This is a genomic window from Siccirubricoccus phaeus (assembly GCF_008360935.1).
GTDB lineage: Bacteria > Pseudomonadota > Alphaproteobacteria > Acetobacterales > Acetobacteraceae > Siccirubricoccus > Siccirubricoccus phaeus.
This window is the reverse complement of sequence record NZ_SRXO01000010.1, coordinates 92,775-119,336: the sequence shown is the minus strand read 5'-3', so window position 1 is coordinate 119,336 and position 26,562 is coordinate 92,775. Positions and strand designations below refer to the sequence as shown.

The 26,562-nt window shown below is 73.4% G+C and carries 17 protein-coding genes and 1 tRNA gene; 6 read left to right on the top strand and 12 right to left on the bottom strand.

Annotated elements, in window-relative coordinates; genetic code table 11:
• Nucleotides 1-56 precede the first annotated feature (56 nt).
• The 4 genes from E5N76_RS15455 to E5N76_RS15440 all read right to left on the bottom strand — a co-directional run bounded on the left by E5N76_RS15455 (nucleotide 57) and on the right by E5N76_RS15440 (nucleotide 4,005).
• A complete protein-coding gene (locus E5N76_RS15455) occupies nucleotides 57-2,177 on the bottom strand; it encodes an O-linked N-acetylglucosamine transferase, SPINDLY family protein (protein WP_149538215.1) in 2,121 nt (706 codons plus the stop codon).
• A gap of 369 nt (nucleotides 2,178-2,546) precedes the next feature.
• Nucleotides 2,547-3,392, bottom strand: coding sequence for a bifunctional methylenetetrahydrofolate dehydrogenase/methenyltetrahydrofolate cyclohydrolase FolD (folD, locus tag E5N76_RS15450; RefSeq protein WP_149538214.1), 846 nt, complete (start codon nucleotides 3,390-3,392; stop codon nucleotides 2,547-2,549).
• Nucleotides 3,389-3,697 (bottom strand): DUF167 domain-containing protein, encoded by a 309-nt coding sequence (locus tag E5N76_RS15445; RefSeq protein WP_149538213.1) that lies wholly within the window; start codon nucleotides 3,695-3,697, stop codon nucleotides 3,389-3,391. The genes folD and E5N76_RS15445 overlap by 4 nt, the downstream gene beginning before the upstream one ends.
• On the bottom strand, nucleotides 3,694-4,005 hold the full coding sequence (locus E5N76_RS15440; RefSeq protein WP_149538212.1) for a YggT family protein: 312 nt from the start codon (nucleotides 4,003-4,005) through the stop codon (nucleotides 3,694-3,696). The genes E5N76_RS15445 and E5N76_RS15440 overlap by 4 nt, the downstream gene beginning before the upstream one ends.
• A 229-nt stretch (nucleotides 4,006-4,234) precedes the next feature.
• Between E5N76_RS15440 and E5N76_RS15435 the strand changes: the two genes are divergently transcribed.
• Nucleotides 4,235-4,310 (top strand) — tRNA-Ala (locus tag E5N76_RS15435).
• A gap of 432 nt (nucleotides 4,311-4,742) precedes the next feature.
• Here E5N76_RS15435 and E5N76_RS15430 read toward each other — a convergent pair.
• From E5N76_RS15430 to E5N76_RS15395, 8 genes are all read right to left on the bottom strand, one after another.
• Nucleotides 4,743-5,756, bottom strand: coding sequence for an alpha/beta fold hydrolase (locus E5N76_RS15430; RefSeq protein WP_149538211.1), 1,014 nt, complete (start codon nucleotides 5,754-5,756; stop codon nucleotides 4,743-4,745).
• Nucleotides 5,753-6,718 carry a fatty acid desaturase gene (locus tag E5N76_RS15425; protein ID WP_149538210.1) on the bottom strand — a complete coding sequence of 322 codons (966 nt, stop codon included), beginning with the start codon at nucleotides 6,716-6,718 and terminating at the stop codon, nucleotides 5,753-5,755. Before E5N76_RS15425 ends, E5N76_RS15430 begins: the two co-directional genes overlap by 4 nt.
• Nucleotides 6,715-7,482 carry a (S)-ureidoglycine aminohydrolase gene (gene allE / locus E5N76_RS15420; protein ID WP_149538209.1) on the bottom strand — a complete coding sequence of 256 codons (768 nt, stop codon included), beginning with the start codon at nucleotides 7,480-7,482 and terminating at the stop codon, nucleotides 6,715-6,717. The genes E5N76_RS15425 and allE overlap by 4 nt, the downstream gene beginning before the upstream one ends.
• Nucleotides 7,483-7,714: 232 nt before the next feature.
• On the bottom strand, nucleotides 7,715-8,914 hold the full coding sequence (locus E5N76_RS15415; RefSeq protein ID WP_149538208.1) for a phosphoglycerate kinase: 1,200 nt from the start codon (nucleotides 8,912-8,914) through the stop codon (nucleotides 7,715-7,717).
• Nucleotides 8,915-9,077: 163 nt separating this feature from the next.
• Nucleotides 9,078-10,094, bottom strand: coding sequence for a type I glyceraldehyde-3-phosphate dehydrogenase (gap, locus tag E5N76_RS15410; protein WP_149538207.1), 1,017 nt, complete (start codon nucleotides 10,092-10,094; stop codon nucleotides 9,078-9,080).
• 28 nt (nucleotides 10,095-10,122) lie between these two features.
• The gene (gene tkt / locus E5N76_RS15405; protein WP_149538206.1) at nucleotides 10,123-12,162 is read right to left on the bottom strand and encodes a transketolase; all 2,040 of its coding nucleotides are present in this window, start codon (nucleotides 12,160-12,162) and stop codon (nucleotides 10,123-10,125) included.
• Between the two features lie 530 nt (nucleotides 12,163-12,692).
• Entirely contained in the window at nucleotides 12,693-13,052 is a 360-nt protein-coding gene (locus E5N76_RS15400; RefSeq protein WP_149538205.1) for a response regulator, read from the bottom strand.
• A gap of 401 nt (nucleotides 13,053-13,453) precedes the next feature.
• Nucleotides 13,454-13,903, bottom strand: a complete 450-nt coding sequence (locus E5N76_RS15395; RefSeq protein ID WP_149538204.1) for a hotdog fold thioesterase — start codon at nucleotides 13,901-13,903, stop codon at nucleotides 13,454-13,456.
• Between the two features lie 270 nt (nucleotides 13,904-14,173).
• Between E5N76_RS15395 and E5N76_RS15390 the strand changes: the two genes are divergently transcribed.
• From E5N76_RS15390 to E5N76_RS15370, 5 genes are all read left to right on the top strand, one after another.
• A complete protein-coding gene (locus tag E5N76_RS15390; RefSeq protein WP_149538203.1) occupies nucleotides 14,174-15,538 on the top strand; it encodes a glycosyltransferase family 4 protein in 1,365 nt (454 codons plus the stop codon).
• Nucleotides 15,535-22,848 carry a type I polyketide synthase gene (locus E5N76_RS15385; protein WP_187830192.1) on the top strand — a complete coding sequence of 2,438 codons (7,314 nt, stop codon included), beginning with the start codon at nucleotides 15,535-15,537 and terminating at the stop codon, nucleotides 22,846-22,848. Before E5N76_RS15390 ends, E5N76_RS15385 begins: the two co-directional genes overlap by 4 nt.
• 190 nt (nucleotides 22,849-23,038) lie before the next feature.
• Nucleotides 23,039-24,364, top strand: a complete 1,326-nt coding sequence (locus E5N76_RS15380) for an aminotransferase class I/II-fold pyridoxal phosphate-dependent enzyme (RefSeq protein ID WP_149538201.1) — start codon at nucleotides 23,039-23,041, stop codon at nucleotides 24,362-24,364.
• Complete coding sequence (locus tag E5N76_RS15375) at nucleotides 24,364-25,182, top strand: formyltransferase family protein (protein ID WP_149538200.1); 819 nt, start codon at nucleotides 24,364-24,366, stop codon at nucleotides 25,180-25,182. Before E5N76_RS15380 ends, E5N76_RS15375 begins: the two co-directional genes overlap by 1 nt.
• Nucleotides 25,179-26,489 (top strand): capsule biosynthesis protein, encoded by a 1,311-nt coding sequence (locus tag E5N76_RS15370; protein ID WP_149538199.1) that lies wholly within the window; start codon nucleotides 25,179-25,181, stop codon nucleotides 26,487-26,489. Before E5N76_RS15375 ends, E5N76_RS15370 begins: the two co-directional genes overlap by 4 nt.
• Nucleotides 26,490-26,562: the final 73 nt, after the last annotated feature.

The window sequence follows — 26,562 nt, the reverse complement described above, 5'->3', positions numbered from 1 at the left end:
GGCTTCCCCCCGGACCCCGCCGCGAGTCGGCGGGTTCAACCGACGAGGCTTAAAACTCACACCGGGGTCTGGGAGGGGTCCCACCCTCCCGGCGGGGGTCCGGGGACGGAGCCGCCGACATCGATCCCACCCGGCGCCAGCCCCGCCCTTGCCCGCTCCGCCATCGCCCGGAACCCGTCTTCCAGCGCCCGGGTGAAGCCCGGCGCATCGAAGAGCGGCGAGTTCCGCGCCGCCACCACCTTCGCCCGCAGCGCCGCCAGCGCCCCCGGGTCCCGCCCCAGCCGCAGCACCTCCGCCTCGAAGCTCGCCAGGTCCGGGCAGGCCAGCTCCGGCAGCCCCGCCGCCCGGACGATGCTGGTGGAGACCCGCGCCGCGAAGCTCCGCCCGGTCAGCGCCAATTGCGGGCAGCCCGCCCAGAGCGCGTCGGACGCCGTGGTGTGGCTGCCATAGGGGAAGCTGTCCAGCGCCAGGTCCGCCACCAGGTAGCGCCCCAGATGCTCCGCCATCGGCACCAGCGGGGCGAAGACCAGCCTGGCCGGGTCCATCCCCGCTGCCGCGGCATGGCCGCGCAGCGCCGCGGCCGGCGCCGCCCCCGGCTCCAGCAGCCACAGCACCGCGCCGGGCAGCGCGGCCAGCAGCCGCAGCCACAGGGCGAAGATTTCCGGCGTGATCTTGGTCGGCGGGCAGAAGCAGCAGAGCACCAGCCCCGCCGCCGGCAGCCCCGCCGCGGCGCGGTCCGGCGCCGCCCCCACTGCCCGCTTGCGGTCATTCGGCTGGTAGCAGAGCGGCAGGCGCAGCAGCGCCTCGGTATAGGCCGCCTCCACCCCGGGCGGCGCCACCACGGGATCGACGATGGCGTAGTCGATCCAGCTTCCGCCGATGGTGCCGGGAAAGCCCAGCCAGCTCGCCTGCAGCGGGGCCGGGCGCAGCGCCAGCACGTCCTGCCGCGCATGCGCGGTCCAGCCGGCAAGGTCCACCAGCAGCTCGATCCCGTCCGCGGCGATGCGCTCGGCGATCCGCTCCGGCGGCTCCGGCCCGAATTCGGTGAAGGGCAGGGCGGCGCGCAGCCTCTCCCGCATCGCGCCGGGGCGGTCCGGCCCGATGGCATAGGCGTGCGGCGCCACCACCGCGCGGTCATGCAGCTCCAGCACCTCCGCCACCAGGGCGCTAATCGGGTGGTCGCCGAAATCCGGGGAGATATAGCCGAGGCGGATCGGCCCCCCGGCCGGGCCGAGGCGGCGCAGGGCGGGCGCAGGCTGGTCCCGCAGCAGGTCCCGGGCACGGGCCTCCGCCACCAGGCGCTGCGCCGCCGGGTCGTCGCGCAGCAGCAGCGGCAGCAGCGGCTCCGCCGGCCGGCCGGGGGCGCGCAGCAGCCGGTCCAGCAGCGCCTCGCGCTCCGTCCAGTCGCAAAGCTGGGTCTTGGCGTGCAGCAGGTGGAAGAGCAGGGAGGCCTCGGGCGCCTCGCCCGCCGCCTCCGCCTGGGCCAGCGCCTGCCGCAGCAGCGGCAGCGCCTCCGCCTGCCGCCGCCCGGCGAGCAGGCCGCCGAGATTCTCGAGCGCGCTGCGATGGCCGGGCGCCAGGCGGAGCGCGGCGCGGAAAGCGGCCTCCGCCTCCGCGCTTCGCGCCAGGCCCAGCAGGGCGAGGCCGAGATTGTTGGGGTGGCGCGGCTCCCGCGGGTCCAGCGCCATGGCCCGGCGCAGCAGCTTTTCGGCCTCTCCGGCGCGACCGCGGCGGTTCAGCAGGGCGCCGAGATTGCCGAGCGTCGGCGCATGTTCCGGCGCCAGGGCCAGGCTGTGGCGATAGGCGGCGATGGCGGCCTGCAGCCGGCCGGCGTCGCGCTCGGCATGGCCGAGATTGCGCCAGGCGGCGGCATTCCCCGGCTGGGCAGCGGTGACCGGCTGGAAGCAGGCAGCGGCCGCCTCCGCCTGGCCCAGCTTCAGCAGGGCGACGCCGAGGTTGAACCGCGCCTCCAGGTCGCTGCCATCCAGGCCGAGGCTTTTCCGCAGCAGCGCCACCCCTTCCTCAAGGGCGCCGAGCTGCACCCGCAGCGCGCCGAACAGCGCCAGCAGCCTGGCGTCGCGGGGGCGGGCGCGCAGCGCCTTCTCGTAATGCGGCGCGGCCTCCGCCAGCCGGCCGGCCTGGTGCAGCGCCATGGCGCGGGCGGCGGGGCTGGCCATCAGCGCCCGCCGGCGGCGAAGGGCCGCGGGGCGGGGCGGCCCCCGGCCGGGTCGTGCCCGGTGCCGGGCAGGGCCTGAGACGCGGCGCGGCCTGCCGCGACCCTGGCGGCGGGCTCGGCCCTCGGTGCCGCCCCTCGACCGCGGGGGATGCCGGGGGACCGATCCTCGCCCGGGCCGCGCCCGTCGCAGCCGGTGCCGGGTAGCGCCCGGGGTATGCCCCGGCCCGCCGCAACCCCGGCGGCACGGCCGGCCATCGGCGCCGCGCTTCGACCGCGGAGAGCGCCGGAAGGCCGGACCCTGCCCGCGCCGCGCCCGGGCGTTACGCCCCGCCCGGCGCCAGGCAGCGTCCGGGGCGCCCGCCCTGCCGCCTCAGCCCTGGCGGCGGGCCAGGGCGGCATCGAGGGTGTTCTCCAGCAGGCAGGCAATGGTCATCGGCCCCACCCCACCGGGCACCGGGGTGATGGCGGCCGCCCGGGAGGCGGCCTCGGCGAAGGCGACGTCGCCCACCAGCTTCCCCTCCGCCGTGCGGTTGATGCCGACATCGATGACGATCGCTCCCTCCCCCACCCAATCGCCGCGGACCATTTCCGGCCTGCCGACCGCGGCCACCAGGATCTCCGCCCGGCGGCATTCTGCGGCGAGGTCCCGGGTGCGGGAATGGGCGATGGTGACGGTGCAATCCGCCCCCAGCAGAAGCTGCGCCATGGGCCGCCCGACGATCTGGCTGCGGCCGAGCACCAAAGCGCGGGCGCCGCGCAGCCTGGCCCCCGCCTCCCGCAGCAGATGCATCACCCCCTTCGGGGTGCAGGGGACGAGGCCGGGCTGCCCCGCCGCCAGGCGGCCGGCATTCAGCGGGTGGAAACCGTCCACATCCTTGGCCGGATCGACCGCCGCGATCGCCGCCTCCGCCCGGATCTGCGGCGGCAAGGGGAGCTGGACCAGGATGCCGTCCACCGCCGGATCCGCATTCAGCTCGGCGATCACCGCCAACAGCTCCGCCTCCGTGGCCGTCGGCGGCAGGTGCAGCGTCGCGGAATCGAAGCCCGCCGCGGCGGCCGCCCGGTCCTTGTTGCGGACATAGACGCCCGAGGCCGGGTCGTCCCCCACCCGCACCACCCGGAGGCCGGGGCGGAAGGGCAGCGTCGCGATGCGGGCGGCGAGGCGGGTGCGCAGCCCCTCCGCCACCTGCTTGCCGTCGATGATGCGGGCCGTCATGCCAGCGCCTCCAGCCTCGGTCCCAGCAGCGCCGGGTCGCCGCTGACCAGCAGAAGCTTCTCGCGGGCGGCGGCGCCCTGCGCAAGCTGCACGGCGGAAGGCGCCACGCCCAGCGCCGCCGCCAGCGCCGCGCAGGCGGCGCGGGTCGCCTTGCCATCCTCCGGCGCCTCGGCGACCGCGATGCGGAGCCGGAGCCCATCTGCCGCCGGGGCGGTGCCGCCGAGGCCGGCGCGGCGCGCCCGGGGCTGCACCTTCACCCGCACCGCAACGCCCTCAGCCTCCGCCCGCCACCAGCCCTGGGTCAAAAATACGCCCCCGAGCGGATCAGGGAATTGATGATGGCGCCCAGCAGCAGCTTGGCGGCGCTGATCAGCAGCAGCACGACCAGGGGCGCGATATCCACCGGGCCGAGATTGGGCAGGATCCGCCGCAGCGGGCGGAACAGCGGCTCGGTGATCCGGTAGAGGAAATCCGCCACCGTCCAGACGAAACGGTTGCGGGTATCCAGCACGCCGAATTGGACGAGCAACTGCACGATCACGGCCAGCACCACCGCCCACCACAGCAGGTCGAGCACGGCGCCGGCCAAGTAGAAGACCACATCAAGGAACATTACAAGGGATTCCGCCGGTGACGCGGGCGCAACCTAAAGCAGATCGGCCCGAGGCGCGAGCCAAGGGGCACAAGCCAGGGTACGGGCCGCGACCGAGGCTGCCGGGCCGGGGTGAAGAAGGCCCTAATCCGCCCCTTCAACTGCCCCTGGAGGCGCTTGACTTCCCCCCGCCGCGGCGGCATTACCGCGGCCCTGCGGCGCCCCAACGCCGCTGGCGCCGGTGGCGCATGGGGCTGTAGCTCAGTTGGGAGAGCGCGTCGTTCGCAATGACGAGGCCAGCGGTTCGATCCCGCTCAGCTCCACCACCGCCCCCTCTCTTTTTGAATGATGGCAGCGGGGGTTCGCCCCTGCACCGTTGGGGGCGTTGCCCCCAAACCCCCAGCAGGAGGCGCTGCCTCCTGCACCTCCGCCGGGGACCGGACCGGTCCCCGGACCCCGGTCTGAGTTCTGGACCCGTCGGCTCGACCTGCCGGTTTGGGGGGCGGCGGCGGTTGGGGAGCGGAGCCCCCATTCCTTCGGGGCTGGCAGGAGCGGGATCGGTTGAGCTTCGTCCCACTCCGGTGTCCCGATTCCGCAGTCCTGCGGACTTCGTTCTCGGCCACCAGCTTGTGTTTTCAGTGGCCTGCCTGTCCGCTGCGTTCGCCGGAAATCCAGCAAACGCAGCGGACAGGACACCAGCTCATCTTTCGAGCGTGTGATTCACAGGTTCGGTCCGTTCGGCCTCAACCGATCACGCTCTAATCATTCAAGAACGCCCGCACCGCCGCCCGGATGAAGCCGGCATCCGCCGCATTGGCGACAGGGTTCCCCGCCCGGTGGCCCCAGATGCTGGGGATGGGCTGCAGCCGGCCCTGGCGCAGGAAGGGCAGCTCCGCCACATTGTCCGCCACGCGGAAATAGAGATCCGTCTCCCCCGGCATCAGCAGCACCCGGGCGGAGATGGCGCCGAGCGCCGCCGAGAGATTGCCGCCGAAGCGCGGATGGTCGCTGATATCCCCCGCATCCCAGCAGCGGAGCTGGGCCAGCAGATCCCCGGCATAGCGGCGGCCGAAGCGCTCCTCCCAATCCGTGCGCAGGAAGGTCTCGAGGTCCGGCGCGCCGAGGGCGGAGAGGTGCAGCCCCTCCCGGTAGAAATCCTGGCTCAGCGCCCAGCCGGCATAGATGCGGCCGAAGGCGCGCAGCGCGGCGCGCGGTGGGGCGGAGAATTGCGCGTTGCCGTCATATTCCGGCGCCGCTTCCAGCGTGGCGATCAGCCCGCGCAGGAAGACCTGGTTGTGCACGCTGGTGCGCGCGCTGCCGCAATTCACCACGACGCGGGAGACGGCCTCCGGGAAGGCGGCCGCCCAGTGATAGGCCTGCTGCGCCCCCATGGACCAGCCATAGACCGCCCGCACCTGCTCGATCCCCCAGACCTCCCGCAGCAGCCGCGCCTGCGCCGCCACATTGTCCCAGGCCGTGACCAGCGCCGGCCATGCGGCGGTGGTGGAGGGCGAGGTGGAGAGCCCGTTGCCGAACATGTTGGGGATGACGATGAACCACCGCGTCGGGTCGAGGATCCCTTCCGGCCCGATCAGCCATTCCAGATCCGGGTGCTGCGCCCCGTAGCTGGTCGGGTAGAGCACGACATTGTCCCTGAGCGGGGAGAGCGTGCCATGCGCCTTCCAGGCGATCTCCGCCTTGGGCAGCACGCCGCCCTTGTGCAACGCCAGGTCGCCGAGGGCGAAGCGGCCTTCCGCGGTCGGCCAGCTCATGCCGCGCCGCCGCGCAGCCGCCGCAGATGGTCGCGGTGCCAGGCGGCGTAGCCGGGCTGCACGAAGGCCAGCTTCTCCTTCAGCACCGCATGCGCCTCCGCCAGGCGATGGAAGGGGACGAAGGGGTAGAGGTGGTGCTCCGCGTGATAGGGCATGTTCCACATCAGCAGCCGCACCAGCGGATGGGTCAGGGTGGTGCGGGTATTGGTCAGCCCGTTGCGGTCCATGGAGCAGCCGGTGTGCTCGGTGATAAGGTAGAAGCGCAGCATGTTCTGGCCGATGAGCTGCGGCAGGATCCAGAACAAGAAGGGCGTCTGCCAACCCCAGATCAGGGCGGAGCCGATGGCGCAGACCGCCAGCGTGGCGTCCATGGCGCGGATGCTGCGGCTGACGCGCGGCGCCGCGGCGGGATGCACATAGGGGTAGGCGGAAAGATCGCCCTTCAGCCCGGCCCAATTATGCTTCAGCCGCGCCTTCCAGAAGGTGAGGCCGAACATGCGCTGGATATAGCCGCCGAGTTCGTGCGGGGAGGGCGGCGCCAGTTCCGGGTCCTTGCCCTCGATCTGGGTGTATTTGTGATGGTCCATGTGGAATTGCTGGTAGAGATGCCAGTTCCACAGGGATGGCGCGCCCGCCACCCAGCCGACGATGGCGTTCAGCCTTCGGCTGGCGAAGGCGGTGTAGTGGACGGTCTCGTGCAGCGGCGCGAAGAGCGCGGCCTGCACCAGCGCCATGGGCAGCAGCGCCGGCAGCTTCCACCAGCCCGGCGCCCAGGCGATAAGCGCGCCGGCGCCGAGCAGCAGCGCGGCGTGGATCGCCAGCCGCTTCAGCCCCTCGGCATCGGAGCGCTTGGCGAGATGCATCATCTCCGCCGGCTTCGGCGCCTTGGGCATGGCGGTGCGGGTTTCCGGCAGGACCCAGTCGCGGCCGTCCTGGGCGGTCGTCTCGGCGGCGCCGCTCACAGCGCGACATCCCGGTTGACGTCCTTGTAGAGCAGATAGACCGCCGGCCCCCAGCCGGTGCAGTAGAATTGCTGCGGAACGAAGCTGCCCATCCAGACGAAATCCCCGGTCCAGAGTTCATGCCAGTCGCGGTTGAGGAGCTGCAGCCCCTGGCCTTCCAGCATCACCAGCCCATGCTCGAACACATGGGTCTCGACGCAGTGGAAATGGCTGCCAGGGGTGAAGCCCATCACGTTCATCTCGAAATCCATCGAGAGATCGGCGGTGCCAAGCAGGTATTGCCGCCAGCGGCCGCTGTCATCGACCTGGGTGACGGGCGTCTCGGCGCGGCTGCCGAAGCGGGGCTTCGGCGCGGGGATGCCATCGGCGATGGCATAGCGGCGCTTGATCCACACGGCCTGGGCCGGGGCGGGGCCGGCGTTGCGGAAGCCATGGGGGGTGCCGGCGGGGATATAGGCGAAGCCGCCCGCGGCCAGGGTCTTCGTGCTGTCGCCGGCAGCCAGCTCCAGCTCGCCCGACAGGACGTAGAAGAAGTGTTCCAGCTCGTCATCGCGCGGGGCGGTGGTGCCGCCACCGGGCGCCACCTCCAGCCGCCCCTGCGCGAAGCGGGCCCCCAGCAGGGGCGTGGCCTGGAAATACACCTGGGCGTCGCGCAGGCCGGGCAGGAAGCTCGGGAACATCCCTTCCGGCGGCAGCACCGCGTAATGCGGCGTCACCAGGGTACGGTTATGGCCGATGACCCCTGGGGGGACGATGGCTGGCATGAGCGGGCTCCGATCCGGCCCGCCATTCGTTCCATACGCTGCGGTGCAGCGTAAAGGGGTAACCGAGAGCGGCGCTTAGTCCGAGAGGGACATCTCGGGCTCTCCCCACCAAAGGCCGACGGTCCCTTCGGAAACCATAAGTTTCAGGCGCGACGGTCGAGGCGCAAAACTCAAGGGTTCCAAGGGCCCTTCGGCCCTTGGCGGGGTGAGTTTGAGAGGGGCAGAGCCCCTCTCAATCTTTCACCTCAAGCGCCGCCACGCCGGGCAGCGTCTTCCCTTCCAGCCACTCCAGGAAGGCCCCGCCGGCCGCGGAGACATAGGTCATCCGCTCCGCCACCCCCGCATGCTTCAGCGCGGAGACCGTATCCCCGCCGCCGCCGATGGAGACCAGCCCGGCGGATTGCGTGAGGGCGGCGACCGTCGCCGCCACCTCCACCGTCGCCGCGTCGAAGGGCGCGATCTCGAAGGCACCGAGCGGGCCGTTCCACACCAGCGTCGCCGCCTGGCGCAACTTCGCGCCGATCGCCTCCACCGTCTCCGGCCCCACATCCAGCGCCATCATGTCCGCCGGCACGCTGTCGATGCTCACGGTGCGGTTCGGCGCGTGCTCGGCGAATTCGGTGGCGACGACGAGATCGCTGGGCAGCAGGATCTCGCAGCCATTGCCCTTGGCCTCCGCCAGGATCTGCCGGGCGGTGTCGTGCATCTCCGCCTCCTGCAGGCTCTTGCCCAGCTTGTGGCCCTGGGCGGCAAGGAAGGTGTTCGCCATGGCGCCGCCGATGACGAGCACATCCACCTTCTTCGACAGGTTGCCGAGCAGGTCCAGCTTGGTGGAGACCTTCGCCCCGCCGACGATGGCGACCACCGGCCGCTTCGGATTGCCGAGCGCCGCATCCAGCGCCTCCAGCTCCGCCTGCATCAGCCTTCCGGCATAGGCGGGGAGGAGATGCGCCACGCCCTCCGTGCTGGCATGGGCACGATGCGCGGCCGAGAAAGCGTCGTTCACGAAGGCATCCGCCAGCTTCGCCAAGCCGGCGGCAAGCGCCGGATCGTTCTTCTCCTCCCCGGCGTGGTAGCGGGTGTTCTCCAGCAGCAGCACCTCGCCATCCTTCAGCGCGGCGGCGGCGGCCTCCGCCTGCGGCCCAACGCAGTCATCGACGAAGCCCACCGGACGGTCGAGCGCGGCGGCAAGCGCCTCGGCCATCGGCTTCAGCGACATCTCCGGCACGCGCTTGCCCTTCGGCCGGTCGAAATGGCTGCAGACGATGACGCGGGCGCCCTTCTCGGCAAGCTCGCGGATGGTGGGGCAGAGCCGCTCGATCCGCGTGCGGTCGGTGATGCGGCCGTCCTTCACCGGCACGTTGAGATCGGCGCGCAGCAGCACGCGCTTCCCCTTGGGGTCGATATCGTCAAGCGTGCGGAAGCGGGGCATGAAAGGTTCCGTGCAGGCAGGGGGCTGGGACATGCTGCGCCCGGCCGGGCCCGGCGCCGCCCGGTGTCCTGCCGCGGCTTTGCCGCGGCAGGCTGTGCGAGGCCCCGGGCCTCAGGCGATCCCGGGGCCGCCATGAAGCCGCGCGAGCGGCTTCATGGGGAGATCAGAGGCTGCCGAAGAGCGCCATGGTGTCGCTCATGCGGTTGGAGAAGCCCCACTCATTGTCGTACCAGGACAGCACGCGCACCAGCCCGCCATCCACCACCTGGGTCTGCGTCGCGTCGAAAGTGGAGGACGCCGGGTTGTGGTTGAAGTCCACCGAGACCAGCGGCGCGGTGTTGTAGCCGAGGATGCCCTTCAGCTCGCCTTCGGAAGCCGCCTTCATCGCGGCATTCACCGCCTCCTTCGTCACCCCCTCCTTCACCGGCACGAAGTCCAGCGAGACCAGGGAGACATTCGGCGTCGGGATGCGGATGGCGGTGCCGTCCAGCTTGCCCTTCAGCTCCGGCAGCACGAGGCCGACCGCCTTCGCCGCACCCGTCGAGGTCGGGATGGCGGAGACCGCCGCGGCGCGGGCCCGGTGCAGGTCCTTGTGCAGCGTGTCGACCGTGTTCTGGTCGCCGGTATAGGCGTGGATGGTCACCATATAGCCGCGCGCGATGCCGAAATTGTCGTGCAGCACCTTGGCGATCGGCGCCAGGCAGTTGGTGGTGCAGGAGGCGTTGGAGATGACCGTCATCTCCTTCGTCAGCGTCCGGTGGTTCACGCCGAAGACGATGGTCGCATCGGCATTGTCGGCCGGCGCCGAGATCACCACCTTGCGCGCCCCGGCCTGCAGCAGGGCGGAGGCCTTCTCCTTCGAGGTGAAGATGCCGGTGCACTCGGCCGCCACGTCCACGCCCTGGAAAGGCACCTTGGTCGGGTCGCGCTCGGCGCTCACCACGATGGGGGCGTAGGTCCGGCCATTGGCGGTGATGATGATCTTGTTGCCATCCACCGCGACCTCGCCGGGGAAGCGGCCATGGACGCTGTCATAGCGGAACAGATGCGCATTGGCCTCGACCGAGCCGAGGTCGTTGATCGCGACGCATTCGACATCGCGGCGCCCGCTCTCGATCATCGCCCGCAGCACCAGGCGGCCGATGCGCCCGAACCCGTTGATGGCGACCTTCACGGCCATGTCGTCGTCCTTTCCCGTTATCGCTGACTTATCCTAGGCGTTTTTTAACCGCACTGGCCACGGCTTCCGCGGTGATGCCGAAATGCCTGAACAGATCGTCAGCCGGGGCGCTGGCGCCGAAGCCGGCCATGCCGAGGAACAGCCCCTCCGGCCCCAGCCAGCGCTCCCAGCCGAAGCCGACCGCCGCCTCGATGCCGACCCGCAGCGCCGGGCCCAGCACCTGGTCTCGATAGCTGGCGTCCTGGGCGGCAAAGAGTTCCCAGCAAGGCAGCGAAACGACCGCGGTGGCAATCCCCTCCGCCGCCAGCCGCTCCCGCGCCCCCAGCGCCACGCCGACTTCGGAGCCGGTGGCGATCAGCGTCGCCTGCCGCGCCCCTTCCGCCTCCGCCACCACATAGCCGCCGCGGGCGCAGCGATTCTCGCCGGCATCGCTGCGGAAGGCGGCCAGGTTCTGACGGGACAGCGCCAGCACGGAGGGGCCGTCCGCCCGCTTCACCGCCAGTTCCCAGCACTCGGCGGTCTCCATCGCGTCGCCGGGGCGGAACACCGCCAGGTTCGGCATGCAGCGCAGGCTGGCCAGCGTCTCCACCGGCTGGTGGGTGGGGCCATCCTCGCCCAGGCCGATGCTGTCATGCGTCAGGACATGGATCACCCGCTGCCGCATCAGCGCCGCCAGCCGGATGGCCGGCCGCATGTAATCGGCGAAGACCAGGAAGGTGCCGGAATAGGGGATGATGCCGCCATGCAGCGCCATGCCGTTCATGGCCGCCGCCATGCCGTGCTCGCGCACGCCGTAATGGATGTAGCGGCCGGCGAAATTCCCCGGCGTGACGGCGGGGACGCCCTTCACATTGGTGTTGTTGGACCCGGTGAGGTCGGCCGAGCCACCGACCATCTCCGGGATCGCCGGCACCAGCGCCTCCAGCGCCTTCTGGCTGGCGACGCGGGTGGCCAGCTTCGGCTTCTGCTCGGCGGTCGCGGCGCGCAGGGCGGCCAGCGCCTCATGCCAGCTTTCCGGCAGGCGGCCGGCGACGGCGCGCTCGAATTCCTCGCGCTGCGGGTGCTTGGCCAGGCGCTTCAGCCAGCTCCGCCTTGTGCCGGCGCTGCGGCGCCCGGCCGCCTCCCATTGGGCGCGCAGCCCGTCCGGCACCTCGAAGGGCGGGTGGTTCCAGCCGAGCGCGCTCTTCGCCGCCGCCGCCTCATCCGGGCCCAGCGGGCTGCCATGGCTGCCCGCCGTCCCCGCCTTGGTCGGCGCCGAGAAGCCGATGATGGTCTTGCAGGCGAGCAGCGTCGGCTTGCGGCTGCGGCTGGCCCAGGACAGCGCCGCCGTCACCGCTTCGGCATCATGCCCGTCCACCTTGCGCACCGCCCAGCCATAGGCGGCGAAGCGCTTCAGCGTGTCGTCGGTGAAGGAAAGCTCGGTGGCGCCGTCGATGGTGACGCTGTTGTCGTCCCACAGGACCGTCAGCTTCTCCAGGCAGAGATGCCCGGCAAGGCTCGCCGCCTCATGGCTGATGCCCTCCTGCAGGCAGCCATCGCCGGCGATGACCCAGGTGCGGTGATCCACCAGGGATTTGCCGAAGCGCGCCGCCAGCAGCCGTTCCGCGATCGCCATGCCGACGGCGTTGGCGAGGCCCTGGCCGAGCGGGCCGGTGGTGGTCTCGATCCCCGGATGCTCGCCATATTCCGGGTGGCCGGCGGCGGGGGAATGCAATTGCCGGAAGCGCTTGAGGTCCTCGATTCCCATGCCCGCCTGCCCCGTCAGGTGCAGCAGGCTGTACAGCAGCATGGAGCCGTGGCCGGCGCTCAGCACGAAGCGGTCGCGATCCGGCCAGCGTGGGTCGGCGGCGTCGAATTTCAGGAATTTCGTCCACAGCGCCGTCGCTGCATCGGCCATGCCCAGCGGCATGCCGGGATGGCCGGATTTCGCCTTCTCCACCGCGTCGATGGTCAGGGCGCGGATCGCATCCGCCATCCGCCGGGCTTCGGTCACCGGCCGGGCGAGCAGGGCGGCCTGCGCGGTGAGGGCCGGGTTGGCGGCGCCAGGGACGGGGTCAAGGCTGGCCATGCGGGGCACCTCCGGATTGGCCCGCCCTATAAAATGCCCCCCGGGAGGCGGCAACCCGGCGCGGGCCGCCCGTGGTCCCGGGCGGCACCGCGCCAGCCTGGATGACGCCGCCGCCGCATGCTGCTCCGGCGGCGTCCGCCGCGCGATACGGCCGCCGCGCCCTGGCATCCCGCGCCATGCCGCGACCGCAGGACGGGCAGGACGCTGGAGCGGTTTCACCTCGCCTGCGCTCGGCGAACCTGCTCCAGCCCTCTGATTGGTCGCATTTTCCGAGTCGTCCGGCGATTCCGCCGGACTTGAAAATGCCCCAGCGTCCCGATTCCCGAAGTCCTGCGGACTTCGTTCTCAGGCCACCAGCTCTTGTTTTTCATTGGCCTGCTTGTCCGCTGCGTTCGCTGGAAATCCAGCGAACTTCGCGGGCAGGACACTCGAGCGGTTTCACGCTGACTGTGCAGCGCGAAACCGCTCTAGCTTATGGATTGTAGAGCAGATTCACGCCTCCGGGCGATGCCGCCCTCCGGCGATCCGCTCTAGCTGCAAAGCTGGGCGATGGCCTGGGTCAGGTCGTCCGGGTCATAGGGCTTGGCCAGCACCGGCACGCTGCCATGGCCGGGCGGCAGCCCCTCCGCCCCATAGCCGGTGGCCACCACGAAGGGCACGCCGCGCGCCGCCAGCACATCCGCGACGGGGGTGGAGGTCTCGCCGGCCAGGTTGAGGTCGAGCACCGCCACCTCCGGCAGATCCCGCTCGATCAGCGCCAGGGCCTCCGCCACCGTCGCGGCCGGGCCGAGAACGGTGGCGCCGGCCTCCAGCAGCGCATCCTCCACCAGCATCGCGACCAGCGCCTCATCCTCCACCACCAGGATGCGCCTCCCGTTCAAGCGTGTCATAGCGCCCATTCCTTCCGCGCCGGCCGCGCTCACCGCAAGCCGGATCCGATACGTCCGCGCCGGTCCTGACCTGGAAGAGGCCCTGCCGACCGCAAAGCTGCGGCCCGCCTCCCTGAATTGCGACTATAATCCCGGTCCTTGGCGAAATTGTGCCGGCGGCATCACAACCGCCCAGACCCCTTCCGTTTCGGCTCACTTCCTCGCGACAACCCATGATGGAAGACCAACAGGACACAGCATTACGGAAAGGATCGGTACGATCATCGTCGCAGTGGCAATCGCCGATTAAGGAAGTTCTGCTAGCGTCAACGGGTGACGGCGCCTCAGGTGCCGCCGGCCGGGAAGGAGAGCTTGGTTTGGGTGTGGCCACCGATCCCCGTCGCGGCGGATGCCGCCCCCCCTCATCGTGCCGCCTGCACCGCGGTGGTCAGCCGCACGACGCAGCTCAGCTGACCATCGCCGCGCCGCAGCTCGATATGCCAGACGTGCAATTTGCGGCCCAGCCGCAGCGGCCGGCACAGCGCCTCCACCCGGTCCCCGGCCAGGACCGGCGCCAGATGGCTGGCCGAAACCTCCACCCCGACGCAATGCTGCCCCTCCTCCGTGCAGAGCAGGCTGCAATAGGAGCCGATGGTCTCCGCCAGCACCACGCTGCCGCCGCCGTGCAGAATGCCGAAGGGCTGCACATGCCGGGCATCCACCGGCATGCTGGCGCGGGCGAAATCCGGCCCGAATTCCTCCAGCCGGACATCGAGCAGCCCAGGCAGCGTCGTATCATGCTTGGCCAGGAAGGCAGCGGCATCGACATCCCGCTTCCAGATCCGCGCCGTCACCTCCGCCTCCGCTTCCATCCCGGCCGCAGGATTATCCCTTCCCGCCGCCTGTCAACGCAACTTTGCCTTGTATCCGCCGAGGTGCGAACGCGTCATGGTTGACGCTTCCCGGCATCCCGCGATAGGGGCTTCGCACATGGCGTCGCTGCCCCCAGACGGCCAGAGTCAGGTCGCCGCCCGGAACGATGCCTCCCGGCAGGCCGGCGGGGCGTGGCACATGGCCGATGGCAGCCGGGCCGTGGCCTGGGCTCCTGTGACATGGGCTCACCCGGCATGAGTTCACGTGGCATGAGCTCACGCGGCACAGGCTCACGCGGCACGGGCTCCGGGGCCGCGCTTGGCGTCCCGGCCGGTGGCGCGGCCCGCCACCGCACCCTGCTGGACATCTCCCGCCTGCTCTCCGCCGTGCGGCGCAGCACCCCCTCGGGCATCGACCGGGTGGAAATGGCCTATGCGCAGCATTGGCTCACCCGGGCGGAGCGGGAGCGCGGCTTCGTCGCGCAAAGCCCCTTCGGCTGGTTCGCCGCGGTGGAGGCGGCGGCGGTGGCGGAATTCGCCGCCGCGCTCGGGGAAGCCTGGGCAGGCGGGGCGGAGCGGGGCGCCGCGCTGCGCCGGGCCCGCGGCCTGGCGGCCGGGCTGCAGGCGCGGCTCGCCTGCGGCGCCGGGCGCCGCGGCCTCGCCGCCTGGCTGGCGCCGGGCCAGCGCACCACCCTCCTCATCGCGTCCCACCGCGCCCTGGAAGCGGCGCCGCGGCTGCGGGCGCTGAAGGCGGAGGGAATGCGCTTCGTCCCCTTCATCCACGATCTGATCCCGCTGACCCATCCGGAATACACCAGGCCGCGCCAGGTAGCGCACCATGCCGCCCGGGTCGCCACCATCACCGCGCTCGCCGACGGGCTGCTGGTGAACTCCGCCGCCACCGCCGCGGAGCTGCGCCCGCATTTCGCCCAGGCCCGTCGCGCCCTGCCGCCCATGGCCATCGCCCCGCTCGGCGTGGAGACAACGCCGCCGCCGGCCGGGCCGTTGCCGGCGCAGCCCTATTTCGTCTGCCTCGGCACCATCGAGCCGCGGAAGAACCACATGCTGCTGCTGCTGCTCTGGCGGGAGATGGCGGCGCAGGGCGTGCCGCTGATCCCCCGCCTGCTGCTGATCGGCCGCCGCGGCTGGGAAAACGAGCATATCCTCCGCATGCTGGACCGCTGCGAGGCGCTGCGCGGCCATGTGGAGGAGCTGGGCGCCCTGCCGGACGACGAAGCCCGCCGCGTGCTGGCGGGCGCCCGCGCCCTGCTCTTCCCGAGCTTCGCCGAGGGCTATGGCCTGCCGCTCGCCGAAGCCCTCGGCCTCGGCGTGCCGGCCATCGTCTCCGACCTGCCGGCGCTGCGCGAGGTGGGCGGGGCGGTGCCCGATTACCTCTCGCCGAATGACGGCGCCGCCTGGCGCCGCGCGGTGCTGGACTACGCGACGCCGGGCAGCGCCGCCCGCGCCGCCCAGCTCGCCCGCCTGGCGGCATGGGCGCCGCCTTCCTGGCCGGCGCATTTCGCCGCGGCGGAGAAGCTGCTGGAGGAGGTGGCGGGCGCCCCGTCCCGGCCGAAGAGCGCCCCGGCCGAGGATTACTCGCTGGCCGCGGCCGCGGCGGGCGCCGCCCCGGCATGACACCAAGGCTGGAGACGCGTTCCCGCCGCCGCACCGACGGCGCCATCGCCATCATCGGCGCCGCCTGCCGCCTGCCGGGCGCCCCGACGCTGGAGGAGTACTGGCCGCTGCTCGCCGCCGGGCGGGACGCGGTGACGGAGATTCCCGCCCACCGCTTCAGCCGCGAATTCTTCGCCCATCCGCGCAAGGGGGAGCCGGGGAAGAGCTATTCCTTCGCCGCCGGCGTGCTGGAGGACATTGCCGGCTTCGACCCCGCCGCCTTCGGGATCTCGCCGCGGGAAGCCGCCGAGATGGATCCGCAGCAGCGCCTGCTGCTGGAAGTGGCGCATGCGGCGCTGGAGGATGCCGGCCTGCCGCCCTCCCGCCTCGCCGGCAGCTTCACCGGAATCTTCATCGGCGCGTCCCTCACCGATTACGGCGATCTGCGCCAGGCCGATGCGGCGGCGGGCGACCGCTACTTCATGACCGGCAGCGCGCTCTCCATCCTCGCCAACCGCATCGGCAACGTGTTCGACCTGAGTGGACCGGCGCAGACCATCGACACCGCCTGCTCCTCCTCCCTCGTGGCGCTCCACTGGGCCTGCGAGGCGCTGCGGGCCGGCCGGCTGCCCGCCGCCATCGTCGGCGGCGTGAACCTGCTGCTCTCGCCCTTCCCCTTCCTCGGCTTCGCCAAGGCCGGGATGCTCTCGGCGCGCGGCCGCTGCCAGGCCTTCGGTGCGGGCGCGGATGGCTATGTGCGGGCGGAAGGCGCCGGCATCGTCATCCTGAAGCGGCTGGAGGACGCGCTGGCGGCGGGCGATGCCATCCGCGCCGTCATCCTCGGCACCGGCGTCAATGCCGCCGGCCGCACCCTGGGCCTCTCCCTGCCCAGCCAGGCGGCGCAGGCGGCGCTGCTGGAACAGGTGATGGGCGAGGCCGGCGTGCCCCCCGACCGGCTGGCCTATTTCGAGGCGCATGGCACCGGCACCCCGATCGGCGACCCGCTGGAGGCCGGCGCCATTGGCGCCGCCATCGGCCAGCGCCGCCGCGCCGAGGCCGGCGCCCTGCCGATCGGCTCGGCCAAGGGCAATATCGGCCATACCGAACCCGCTTCCGGCATCGCCGGGCTGCTGAAGGCGATGCTGGTGCTGGAGCAGGGGCAGATCCCGCCCAGCCTCAGCCATGGGCCGCTCAACCCGGGCATCGATTTCCCGGCGCTCGGCCTGCGCCTGGCGGACAGGCTGGAGGAGCTGCCGCGCCGCCGCCGCGCCGTGGTGGGGGTGAACAGCTTCGGCTTCGGCGGCACCAATGCCTGCGCCCTGCTGGCCGCCGGCCCCGCCCCCATGCCGCGGCGGGAGGCGGCGCCGGACCGGCTGCCGCCCCTGCTGCTCTCCGCCCGCAGCGCCGCCGGGCTGAAGGCCCTGGCCGGGCAGTGGCAGGAAAGGCTGCAGGCGACGCCCGCCCCCGCCATCCCCGCCTTGCTGCGCGGCGCCGCCCGGCATCGCGACCTGCATCCGCATCGCCTGGCCATCCGCGCCGAGGATCCGGCGGCCATGGCCGGGCAGCTCGCCATGTGGCGGGCCGGGGCGGCGGCGCGGGGCCTCGCCGGCGACGGCGTGGCGCCGCATGGCCAGGGCGTCGCCTTCGTCTTCAGCGGCAATGGCGCCGCCTGGGCCGGCATGGCCGGGGCCACGCTGCGCGCCAGCCCCGCCTTCCGCCAGGCGGTGGAAGCGGCGGATGCCGCCCTGCTGCCGCATCTCGGCTGGTCCGTCGCGGCGAGGCTGGCGGAGGGCGTGAGCGCCGAGGCGCTGGCCGCCACGGAGGTCGCCCAGCCCCTGCTCTTCGCCGTGCAGCACGGCATCGTCGCGGCGCTGGCGGCGCAGGGCATCCGCCCGGCTTTGTGCCTCGGCCATTCGGTGGGGGAGGTGGCGGCGGCCGCCGCCGCCGGGCTGCTCGGCCTCGGGCAGGCGGCCCGGCTCATCGCCGCCCGCAGCCGGCACCAGGGGCGCACCAGGGGCCAGGGCGGCATGGCGGCGCTCGGCCTGGGCGAGCCGGCGGCACGGCAGGTGCTGGCCGGCATCAGCCCCACGCTTGAGATCGCCGCCGTCAACGCGCCCGATTCCGTCACCGTCGCCGGCCCGGCCGAGGCGCTGAAGGCGCTCGCCGAGCTCGCCGTGGAACGCCACTGGTCCTGCCTCCGCCTCGACCTCGACTACGCCTTCCACAGCGCCGCCATGGACGGGCTGCGGGAGGGGCTGCTGGAGGATCTCGCCGGCCTCGAGGCCCGGGCGCCCGAGGTGCCGCTGCTTTCCACCGTCACCGGCGCGGCGCTGGCGGCGGCGGAATGCGACGCCGCCTATTGGTGGCGGAACCTGCGGGAGAAGGTGCGCTTCGCCGCCGCCGTCACCGCGGCGGCGGCGCAAGGCCCGGCGCTGTTCCTGGAAATCGGGCCGCACCCCATCCTGCAAAGCTATCTGCGGGAGAATTTGCGGGCAGCCAATGCCTCCGCCGCCCTTTCCGGCACGCTGAGCCGGCGGCAGGAGGAGGCGGGCGATCCCTTCCCCGCCATCGCCGACCGCGCCTTCACCCTGGGCGCCGATCCGCGCCAGGGCCCGGCCTTCGCCGGCCCGGCGGCGCGGCGTGGCCTGCCCCGCACCCCCTTCGACCGCCAGCCGCATTGGTGCGCGGCCTCGCCGGAGGCCACCCTGCTCGCCGCCCCGCCGCTGGAGCATCCCCTGCTCGGCTGGCGGCGCGGGGCGGAGCCGGGCGTCTGGACCATTCACCTGGATACCGAGGCGCAGCCCTGGCTGGCGGATCACCGCCTGGCCGGGGAGGCGGTGCTGCCCGCCGCCGCCATGCTGGAGATGGCGCTGGCCGCCGCCGCCGCCTGGCAGCCCGAGGCGGCGGCGCTGGAACTGACGGACGCCACCATCCGCCACGTCCTGCCGCTGGAGGCGGGGCGGGCGCGGGAGGTGCGGGCGACGCTCTCGCCGGAGGGTGGCTTCGCCCTCGCCAGCCGCCGCCGCCTCTCCGAGGAGAGCTGGACCCTGCACATGGAAGCGCGGGTCGCCGCCCTGCCCCGCCTGCCGGCGCTGGCGCTGGACCCGCCCGCCGCTGCCCAGGCCCTGGCGGGCGCCGAGCTGAATGCGCTCGCCGCCCGCTTCGGCCTGCTCTACGGCCCGGCCTTCCAGCCGGTGGCGCGGCTGGAGGCGGATGCAGCGGCCGGAATCGCCGCGGTGACGCTGCACCTGCCGGAAGCGGCGCCGCCCGATGCCGGCTTCCTGCTGCACCCCGCCCGCTTCGACGGCGCGCTGCAGGGGCTGATCGGGCTGCTGGCGGAAAGCCCCGCCGAGCCCGGCGCCGGCCTGGTGCCGGTGCGCTTCGACCGGCTGGTGGTGCGGCGCGACGCCGGCCCGCTGGCCGCCGCGCTGATCCGCCTGACTGCGCGCGGGGAGCGGAGCGCCGCGGCCGATCTGCTGCTGCGGGACGCCGCCGGCGAGGCCGTGGCGGTGGTGGAAGGCTGCCGGCTGAGCCGCATCCGCCTGCCCGGCCGGGGCGGGGCGGCGGAAGCCGCTTTCCGCCTCGCCCTGGTGCCTGCCCAGCCGGGCCCGGGAGGCGAGCCGGCGGAGCGGCCGGACCTCGCCGCGGCGCAGGAAGCGGCGCGGCGGCGCGACGCGGCGCTGGATCTCGGCGAGGCCGGGCTGCTGCTGGAAGGCTTCTGCGCCGCCGCGGCGCATGCCGCGCTGTCCCACGCCACGGTCGCCAGCCCCTACGCCCGTGCCCTGCTGGAAGACCTGGCGGAGGACGGGCTGGCGGCGCACGGCGCGCTGGGCCTCAGGCCGGTCCCGGCGCCGGACCTGCCCCCGGCGCGGGAGATCTGGCGGCAGATCTGGCTGGAGCAGCCGGGCCTTGCCCCGGACCTCGCGGCCCTGGCCCTGGCGGCGGAGCGGCTGCCCGAGCTGCTCTCCCATTGGCCGCCGGCGGAGGAGCCGGCGGCGCTGCCGGTGGGCCCCGCCGGGCTGGGCGGGCTGGCCAGCGTGCTGGCCGAGGCCGCCGCCGCCCTGGCCGCCGCCTGGCCGCGCCACCGGCCGCTGCGGGTGCTGGAGACCGGCGCCGCGCCCGGCCCGGTGACCGCCCGGCTGGTGGCGGCGCTGGCGGCGAGCGGGCGGCACATCCTCTACTGCGCCGCCGCCCTGCCGGGCCAGCCCGCACCGGCCACGCCGCGCGCGGCCGAGAACCTCGAATTCCAGGCCGTGGCCTGGGACCCGGAGGGCGAGGCGCCGCCGCCCCTCGCCGCCGATCTGGTGCTCGGCCTGGGGGCCGGGGCGCGGCTGCGGGCGGGGGCGCTGCTGCCCGAGGCGCTGCGCCGCGCCGTCGCCCCCGGCGGCGCGCTGCTGCTGGCCGAGCCGCTGCCCGGACGGGTGTGGAATTTCTGCGCCGGCCAGAGCCCCGGCTGGTGGTCCGCCGGCGGCACTGCCCCGCTGCCGGGCGCCGAGGCCTGGACCGCCGCCCTGGCCGAGGCGGGGTGGGAGGCGCCGGCGCTGACGCCGCTTGCCGCCGCGCCCTGGCCGGCCGCGCTGATCGCCGCCCGGGCGCCGCTGGGGGCGGCCGTGCTGGCGGCGCCGAAATTGCGCCGCGTCGTGCTGTTCGCCGATGCCGCCAGCGCCGGCTTCCGCCGCGCCCTGGCCGCCGCCCTGACGGGCCGCGGCGCCAGCGTGACCCAGGCGGAGCTGGCCGAGGCGGCTTCCACCCCGCCCCGCGCCCTGCAGGGCAGCCTGGTGGTGGCGCTGGCCGCGGAGGGGGAGGAGGTGGCGGAGACCGCCCGCGGCCTCGCCGCCAACCTTGCTGCCCTGGCCCGCCTCGCCGCCGCGGCGGAGGGCAGTGCCGCCGGCTTCGCCATCGTCACGCGCGGCGGGCAGCAGCCGGAGGGTGCCGAGGGGCATGCGCCCCGCGCCGCCGCCGCCTTTGCCCTCGGCCGGGTGCTGGCCAATGAGCATCCGGGCCTCAAGCCACGGCGGATCGACCTGTGTCCGGCGCTGGGGCCGGAGGCCGCAGCGCGGCGCCTGACGAATGAGCTGCTGGCCGAGGCGGATGCCGAGCCGGAAGTGACGCTGACCGCCACCGCGCGGCTGGTCCCGCGCCTCCGCCCCGGCCTGCCGCCGGCACCGCTGCCGGGCGGGAAGCTGAAGCTCGCCGTGGCGCAGCCGGGCCAGCTCGCCAGCCTGGAGTGGGTGCCGGCCAGCCTGCCCAGCCCCGGCCCGGGCGAGGTGCGGCTGCGCATCGAGGCCGCCGGGCTGAATTTCCGCGACGTGATGTGGGCGCTCGGCCTGCTGCCGGAGGAGGCGCTGCTGCCGGGCTTCACCGGCCCCGGCCTCGGCATGGAATGCGCCGGGGTGGTGGAGGCGGTGGGCGAGGGCGTGGAATTCCGCCCCGGCGACCGCGTCTTCGGCATCGCCCCTCAGGCGCTGGCCACCCATGCGGTGACCAAGGCGGAGGCCCTGGCCCCGCTGCCCGAGGGGCTGGACCCCGCCGCCGCCGCAACCGTGCCCGTCGCCTTCCTCACCGCCGTCCATGCGCTGGAGGAGCTGGCGCGGATCGAGCCCGGGGAGCGCGTGCTGATCCATGGCGGCGCCGGCGCGGTGGGGCTGGCCGCCCTGCAGGTGGCGCTGGCGGCCGGCGCCCGGGTGGCGGCCACCGCCGGCAGCCCCGCCAAGCGCGCCTTCCTCCGCGCTGCGGGGGCGGAGCTGGTGCTGGACAGCCGCGACCCCGCCTTCGCCGATGCGCTGCGCGCCGAATGGCCCGAGGGCGTGGACGTGGTGTTGAACTCCCTGGCGGGGGAGGCGATGGAGCGCTCCCTCGGCCTGCTCCGCCCCTTCGGCCGCTTCGTCGAGCTGGGCAAGCGCGACTTCGCCGAGGCGCGGCGCGTGCCGCTGCGCCCGCTGCGCCGCAACGCCACCTGGTTCGCGGTGGATGTGGATGAGCTGCCGCGCGCCCGCCCCGCCCATGCGGCGCGGCTGCTGGCGGGCATCGCGGCAAGGCTGGCGGCGGGCAGCCTGCGCCCGCTGCCGGCCACCGAACACGCGGCGGCGGAGGCCGAGGCCGGTTTCCGCGCCCTGCAGGGCAGCCAGCATATCGGCAAGCTGGTGATCCGCCCGCCTGCCCTCACCGCCCCGCAGCGCCAGCCGGGCGCGCTGGAGCAGGCAAGGCGCGGCACGGTGGTGGTGGTGGGCGGCACGGAGGGCTTCGGCGCCGCCACCGCCCGCTGGCTGGCCGCGCAAGGGGTGCATCATTTGGCGCTGCTCTCCCGCCGCGGCCCGGCCGTGCCGGGGGCGGAGGCGCTGCTGCGCGACCTCGCCGCGGCCGGCGCCTCGGCCACGCTTTACGCCTGCGACGCGACGGATGCGGCCGCGCTCTCCCGCACGCTGAATTCCGTCCGCGCCGCCATGCCGCCGATCCGCGGCGTGGTGCAGGCCGCTGCCGCGATGGCGGATGGCGCGGCCGCGGCGATGGAGCCGGCGCGGGTGGCGCAGGTGCTGGCGGCGAAGCTTGCCATCGCCGAGAATCTGGACCGTGCCACGGCGGAGGATCCGCTGGCGCTGTTCCTGCTCTACTCCTCGGCGACGGTCGCCATCGGCAATCCCGGCCAGGCCGCCTACGTGGCCGCGAATGCGGGGCTGGAGGCGCTGGCGCGCCGCCGCCGCGCCGCTGGCAGGCCGGCCATGGCGGTGGCCTGGGGCCCGATCGGCAATGCCGGCATGCTGGCCGGCAATGCCACAACGCAGGAGATCCTGCGCCGCCGCCTCGGCACCACCGCGATGAGCGCCGAGGAAGCGCTCGCCGCCCTGCCCGCCCTGCTGGAGGCAGGGCCGGCGGTGCTGGGCCTGGCGCGGATCTCCTGGGGGGAGGCGGGGCAGGCCCTCGCCGTGCTCGCCGAACCGGCCTTTGCCGCGGTGCGCGAAGCCGCGCCGGCCGCCGCCGACGCCGCCGACCTCCGCGCCCGGCTGCGCAGCGCCGGGGAGGCCGAGGCGCTGGCGCTGCTGCGGGAGACGCTGGTGGCGGAGCTCGGCCGCATCCTGCGGCTGCCGCCCCTCTCCCTCACGCCGGATGCGCCGCTGGCGGGGCTGGGGCTGGACAGCCTCGGCGGCATGGAATTGCGCACGGCGCTGGAGCAGCGGCTCGGCCTGCCGGTGCCGCTGGGCGCGCTGACCGATACGCTGAGCATCGACGGGCTGGCCAGGCGCATCGCGGAGACGGTGCGCGAAGCGCAGCCCGAGGACGATGTGGCGGCGCTGATCGCGGCGCATGAGCCGAGCTTGGAGGATGCGGCGTGAAGGGCCAGGCGCGGTGTCGAGAAGGGGCGCTGCCCCCTCTCGAACTCTCCCCTGCCAAGGGCCGAAAGGCCCTTGGAACCCTTGAGTCCAGGCGCGACGGTCGAGACGCAAAACTCATGGTTTCCAAAGGCCCTTCGGCCTTTGGCGGGGAGAGCCCGAGAGGGGCAGAGCCCCTCTCGGCACCCACACCATGACCCAGGGTTTCGGCCTCTCCGCCACCGCCCGCGCTGCCCTGCTGCAGCGCCTCTCCAAGCGCCGCGCGGAGCCGGAGGAGGCCGCGCCGGCCGAGAGTCCCGGCCGCGACCTTGCCACCCTGCCCGGCGCCCGCGACATCGAGATGGTGCGCGAGGCCGGTGCTGCGCTCGGCCTGGAAAGCCCCTATTTCCGCCCGCATGACGGCGTCGCCGGCGCCCATACCAGCATCGGCAACCGCGACTACGTCAATTTCTCCTCCTACAATTACCTCGGCCTGAATGGCGATCCGCGCGTCGCCGCCGCGGCCAAGGCGGCGATCGACCGGCATGGCGTCTCCGCCTCCGCCTCCCGCCTTGCCTCCGGCGAGCGCCCGGTGCATGCCGCGCTGGAAGCGGCGCTCGCCGCGCATCACGGCGCCGAGGCGTGCCTGGCCTTCGTCAGCGGCCATGCGACGAACGTCACCGTCATCGGCCAGCTTCTCGGCCCGCGCGACCTCATCCTGCACGACCAGCTCATCCACAATTCCGTGGCCGAGGGCGCCCGCCTCTCCGGCGCCCGCCGCCTCGCCTTCCCGCACAACGATTGGCAGGCGGCGGAGCGGGAGCTGGCGGCGCAGCGCCGTAGGCATGGCCGCGCGCTGATCGTCATCGAGGGCCATTACAGCATGGACGGGGACATCCCCGCCCTCGCCCCCTTCGTGGAGATGGCCCGCCGGCACGACGCGCTGCTCATGGTCGATGAGGCGCATTCCCTCGGCGTGGTCGGCCCCACCGGCCGCGGCATCGCCGAGCAATGCGGCGTCCCGCCCGAGCAGGTGGATATCTGGATGGGCACGCTCTCCAAGACCCTCTCCGCCTGCGGCGGCTACATCGCCGGCCGCCGCCGGCTGATCGACCTGCTGCGCCATGCCGCGCCGGGCTTCGTCTATTCCGTCGGCCTCGCCCCGCCGCTCGCTGCCGCCGCGCTGGAATCGCTGCGCATCCTGGAGGCCGAGCCCTGGCGCACCGAAGCCTTGCAGGCCAATGCAAGCCGCTTCCTGAAGAAGGCCCGGGCGGCGGGGTTCGAGACCGGCGCCTCCGCCGGCCTCGGCATCGTGCCCGTCATCCTCGGCAGCTCGGTGCTCGCCGCCCGCATGGCCGCCGCGCTGTTCGAGGCGGGCATCAACGTGCAACCCATCCTCTTCCCCGTCGTCCCCGAACGCTCGGCGCGGCTGCGCTTCTTCCTCTCGGCGGAGCACAGCGCGGCGGACCTCGACCGCGCCGTGGCGGCGCTCACCGAAGCGCGGCAGGCCATCGCCGGCCAGAAGCTGATGGCCTCCTGATGCGGATCGCGCTCCTCACCCTCGACAGCCCGCTGAGCAATGCGGCGGTGGCGGCCTTCCTCGCGGCTGGCCCAAAGGGAGGGACATGGGAGGTGGCGCTGCTCGGCCGCTCCGTGCTCTACCGGCCGGGGGCCGGCGGGCCGCTTTCCCAGGCCTGGCGGCATCTCCGCCGCTCCGGCCCTGGCATTCTGCCCTATCTGCTGGTGAATTACGGGCTGCCGGAATTCCTGCGGCAATGCGGCCGGCAGGACGCGTTGGCGCGGCTGGCGGCGCGGCACGGGCTGAAGCTGCACCCGGTGCCGGATGTCAACGCCCCCGCCTTCCGGGAGGCGCTGCGGGCGGCACGGGTGGAGCTGCTCGTCACCTTCCATTTCGACCAGATCCTGGCGGCGGAGACGCTGGAAGTGGTGCCGTGCGGCGGGGTGAACGTGCATCCCTCCCTGCTGCCGCGGCATCGCGGGCCGGTGCCGACCATCTGGGCGCAGGCGGAGGCCCAAGGGGAAGTAATGCCGCGCTTCGGCGTCACCCTGCATCGCCTGGCGCCGCGCATCGATGCCGGGGCCATCCTGGCGCAGCGCGAAGTGGCGCTGCCGGTGCGGATCACCGCCTCCGCCGCCGCCAGGGCGCTGCACGTAACCGGTGCTAAACTTTTGGCCGATAGCCTCTCCGCACTGGCCGCGAAAACCGTGGCTGCCGAGGAGGTCACTCCCCTGCCCTACTGTCCTTTCCCGCCCCCGACAGTGCTGCGCGCGGCAAGACGCCGTGGCGGGCTGGTGAATGCCGCGGATTTGCGTGCCGCGCTGCAGGTGGCGGCATGACGACGCTCACCCGCCTCGACGCGCCTGGCCTTGCGGGCAGCCTTGTCTCCGTCACGCAGGGGGTGCTGCCGCCGCGCCGCTTCCTCTTCCTGCAAGGGCCGATCAGCCCCTTCTTCACCGAGGTGGCGGCCGGGCTGCGGGCGCTGGGCCATGCCACTTTCCGCATCAACCTCTGCGCCGGGGACCGCATCTTCTGGCAGGGCGGGGAGGTCGCCGAATTCCTTGGCGCCCCAGCCGAATGGCCGGGCTTCATCGCCGATTTCCTGGACAGCAGGGGCATCACGGACCTGGTCCTGCTGGGGGAGCAGCGGCCGCGCCACCGGGAAGCGATCGAAGCGGCGCGAAGCCGCGGCATCGCGGTGACGGTGACGGATTTCGGCTATCTCCGCCCCGACTGGGTGGTGGTGGAACGCGACGGCATGGGCCCTTCCAGCCGCTTCCCCCGCGCGCCGGAGGCGATCCGCGCCCTGGCCGCGACCTGCCCGGAAGTGGATTTCCGCCAGCGCTTCGGGGAGGATTTCGGCACCCAGGCGGTGTGGGATGTGACCTTCCACCTCGCCACGCTCTTCTCCTGGCGCTTCCGCCGCTACGAAAGCTGGCTGCTGCACCCGCCCATCCCGGCCTATCTCGGTACCGGCCTCCGGCTGCTGCGGCGCAAGCGCGCCACGCAGTGGGACCGCGCGGTGGTCCGTGGCCTTGCCTCGCGCGGGCCGCTCTACCTCTTCGCCATGCAGATGGAGAATGACTACTCCCTGCGCGCCTATTCCCGCTTCGAGGACAATGACAGCGCCATCGCCGAGGTGGTGGAGAGCTTCGCCCGCGGCGCCCCGGCGGCGGCGCATCTGCTGGTGAAGGTGCATCCGCTGGATCCCGGGCTGAAGGCCTGGGGCAGGCGCATCCGCCGCATCGCCAGGGCCGCGGGGGTGGAGGGGCGGGTGCACTACCTGGCCGGCGCCCTGCCGATGGATGAGGCGATCCTCGCCTGCCGCGGCGTCGTCACCGTCAACAGCACGCTCGGGCTGCGCGCCATCGCCCTGGGCCGCGCGGTGCGCGTGCTGGGCGACGCGCTCTACAACATCCCCGGCCTCACCTGGCAGGGCGGCGCCGATGCCTTCTGGCAGGAAGCGCCGCCGCCGGAGCCGGAACTGACCACGGATTTCCTCAAGGCGATCGCCGCCTGCCTGCATGTGCGCGGCGGCTATTACGCCCGGCCGGGGCTGGACGCGGCGGTGGCCGCCACGGTCCAACGCCTGCATCTGGATGCGGTGAACGTCCCGCTGCCGGGAGAGGCCCCGACCACCGCCTGATCCCTGCCGTTACGGCCCTGCCGGGGCCGTGGCGTCAGCCTGGTTGCCGTCATCAACGCTGCTGGGGCGTGCG

Coding starts and splice junctions, on each gene's coding strand:
- E5N76_RS15415 (WP_149538208.1), bottom strand. CDS start 8,914: ATGCCCCGCTTCCGCACGCTTGACGATATCGACCCCAAGGGGAAGCGC.
- E5N76_RS15385 (WP_187830192.1), top strand. CDS start 15,535: ATGACACCAAGGCTGGAGACGCGTTCCCGCCGCCGCACCGACGGCGCC.
- E5N76_RS15440 (WP_149538212.1), bottom strand. CDS start 4,005: ATGTTCCTTGATGTGGTCTTCTACTTGGCCGGCGCCGTGCTCGACCTG.
- gap (WP_149538207.1), bottom strand. CDS start 10,094: ATGGCCGTGAAGGTCGCCATCAACGGGTTCGGGCGCATCGGCCGCCTG.
- allE (WP_149538209.1), bottom strand. CDS start 7,482: ATGCCAGCCATCGTCCCCCCAGGGGTCATCGGCCATAACCGTACCCTG.
- tkt (WP_149538206.1), bottom strand. CDS start 12,162: ATGGCCAGCCTTGACCCCGTCCCTGGCGCCGCCAACCCGGCCCTCACC.
- E5N76_RS15395 (WP_149538204.1), bottom strand. CDS start 13,903: ATGGAAGCGGAGGCGGAGGTGACGGCGCGGATCTGGAAGCGGGATGTC.
- E5N76_RS15455 (WP_149538215.1), bottom strand. CDS start 2,177: ATGGCCAGCCCCGCCGCCCGCGCCATGGCGCTGCACCAGGCCGGCCGG.
- E5N76_RS15430 (WP_149538211.1), bottom strand. CDS start 5,756: ATGAGCTGGCCGACCGCGGAAGGCCGCTTCGCCCTCGGCGACCTGGCG.
- E5N76_RS15370 (WP_149538199.1), top strand. CDS start 25,179: ATGACGACGCTCACCCGCCTCGACGCGCCTGGCCTTGCGGGCAGCCTT.
- E5N76_RS15400 (WP_149538205.1), bottom strand. CDS start 13,052: ATGACACGCTTGAACGGGAGGCGCATCCTGGTGGTGGAGGATGAGGCG.
- E5N76_RS15380 (WP_149538201.1), top strand. CDS start 23,039: ATGACCCAGGGTTTCGGCCTCTCCGCCACCGCCCGCGCTGCCCTGCTG.
- E5N76_RS15375 (WP_149538200.1), top strand. CDS start 24,364: ATGCGGATCGCGCTCCTCACCCTCGACAGCCCGCTGAGCAATGCGGCG.
- E5N76_RS15390 (WP_149538203.1), top strand. CDS start 14,174: ATGAGCTCACGCGGCACAGGCTCACGCGGCACGGGCTCCGGGGCCGCG.
- folD (WP_149538214.1), bottom strand. CDS start 3,392: ATGACGGCCCGCATCATCGACGGCAAGCAGGTGGCGGAGGGGCTGCGC.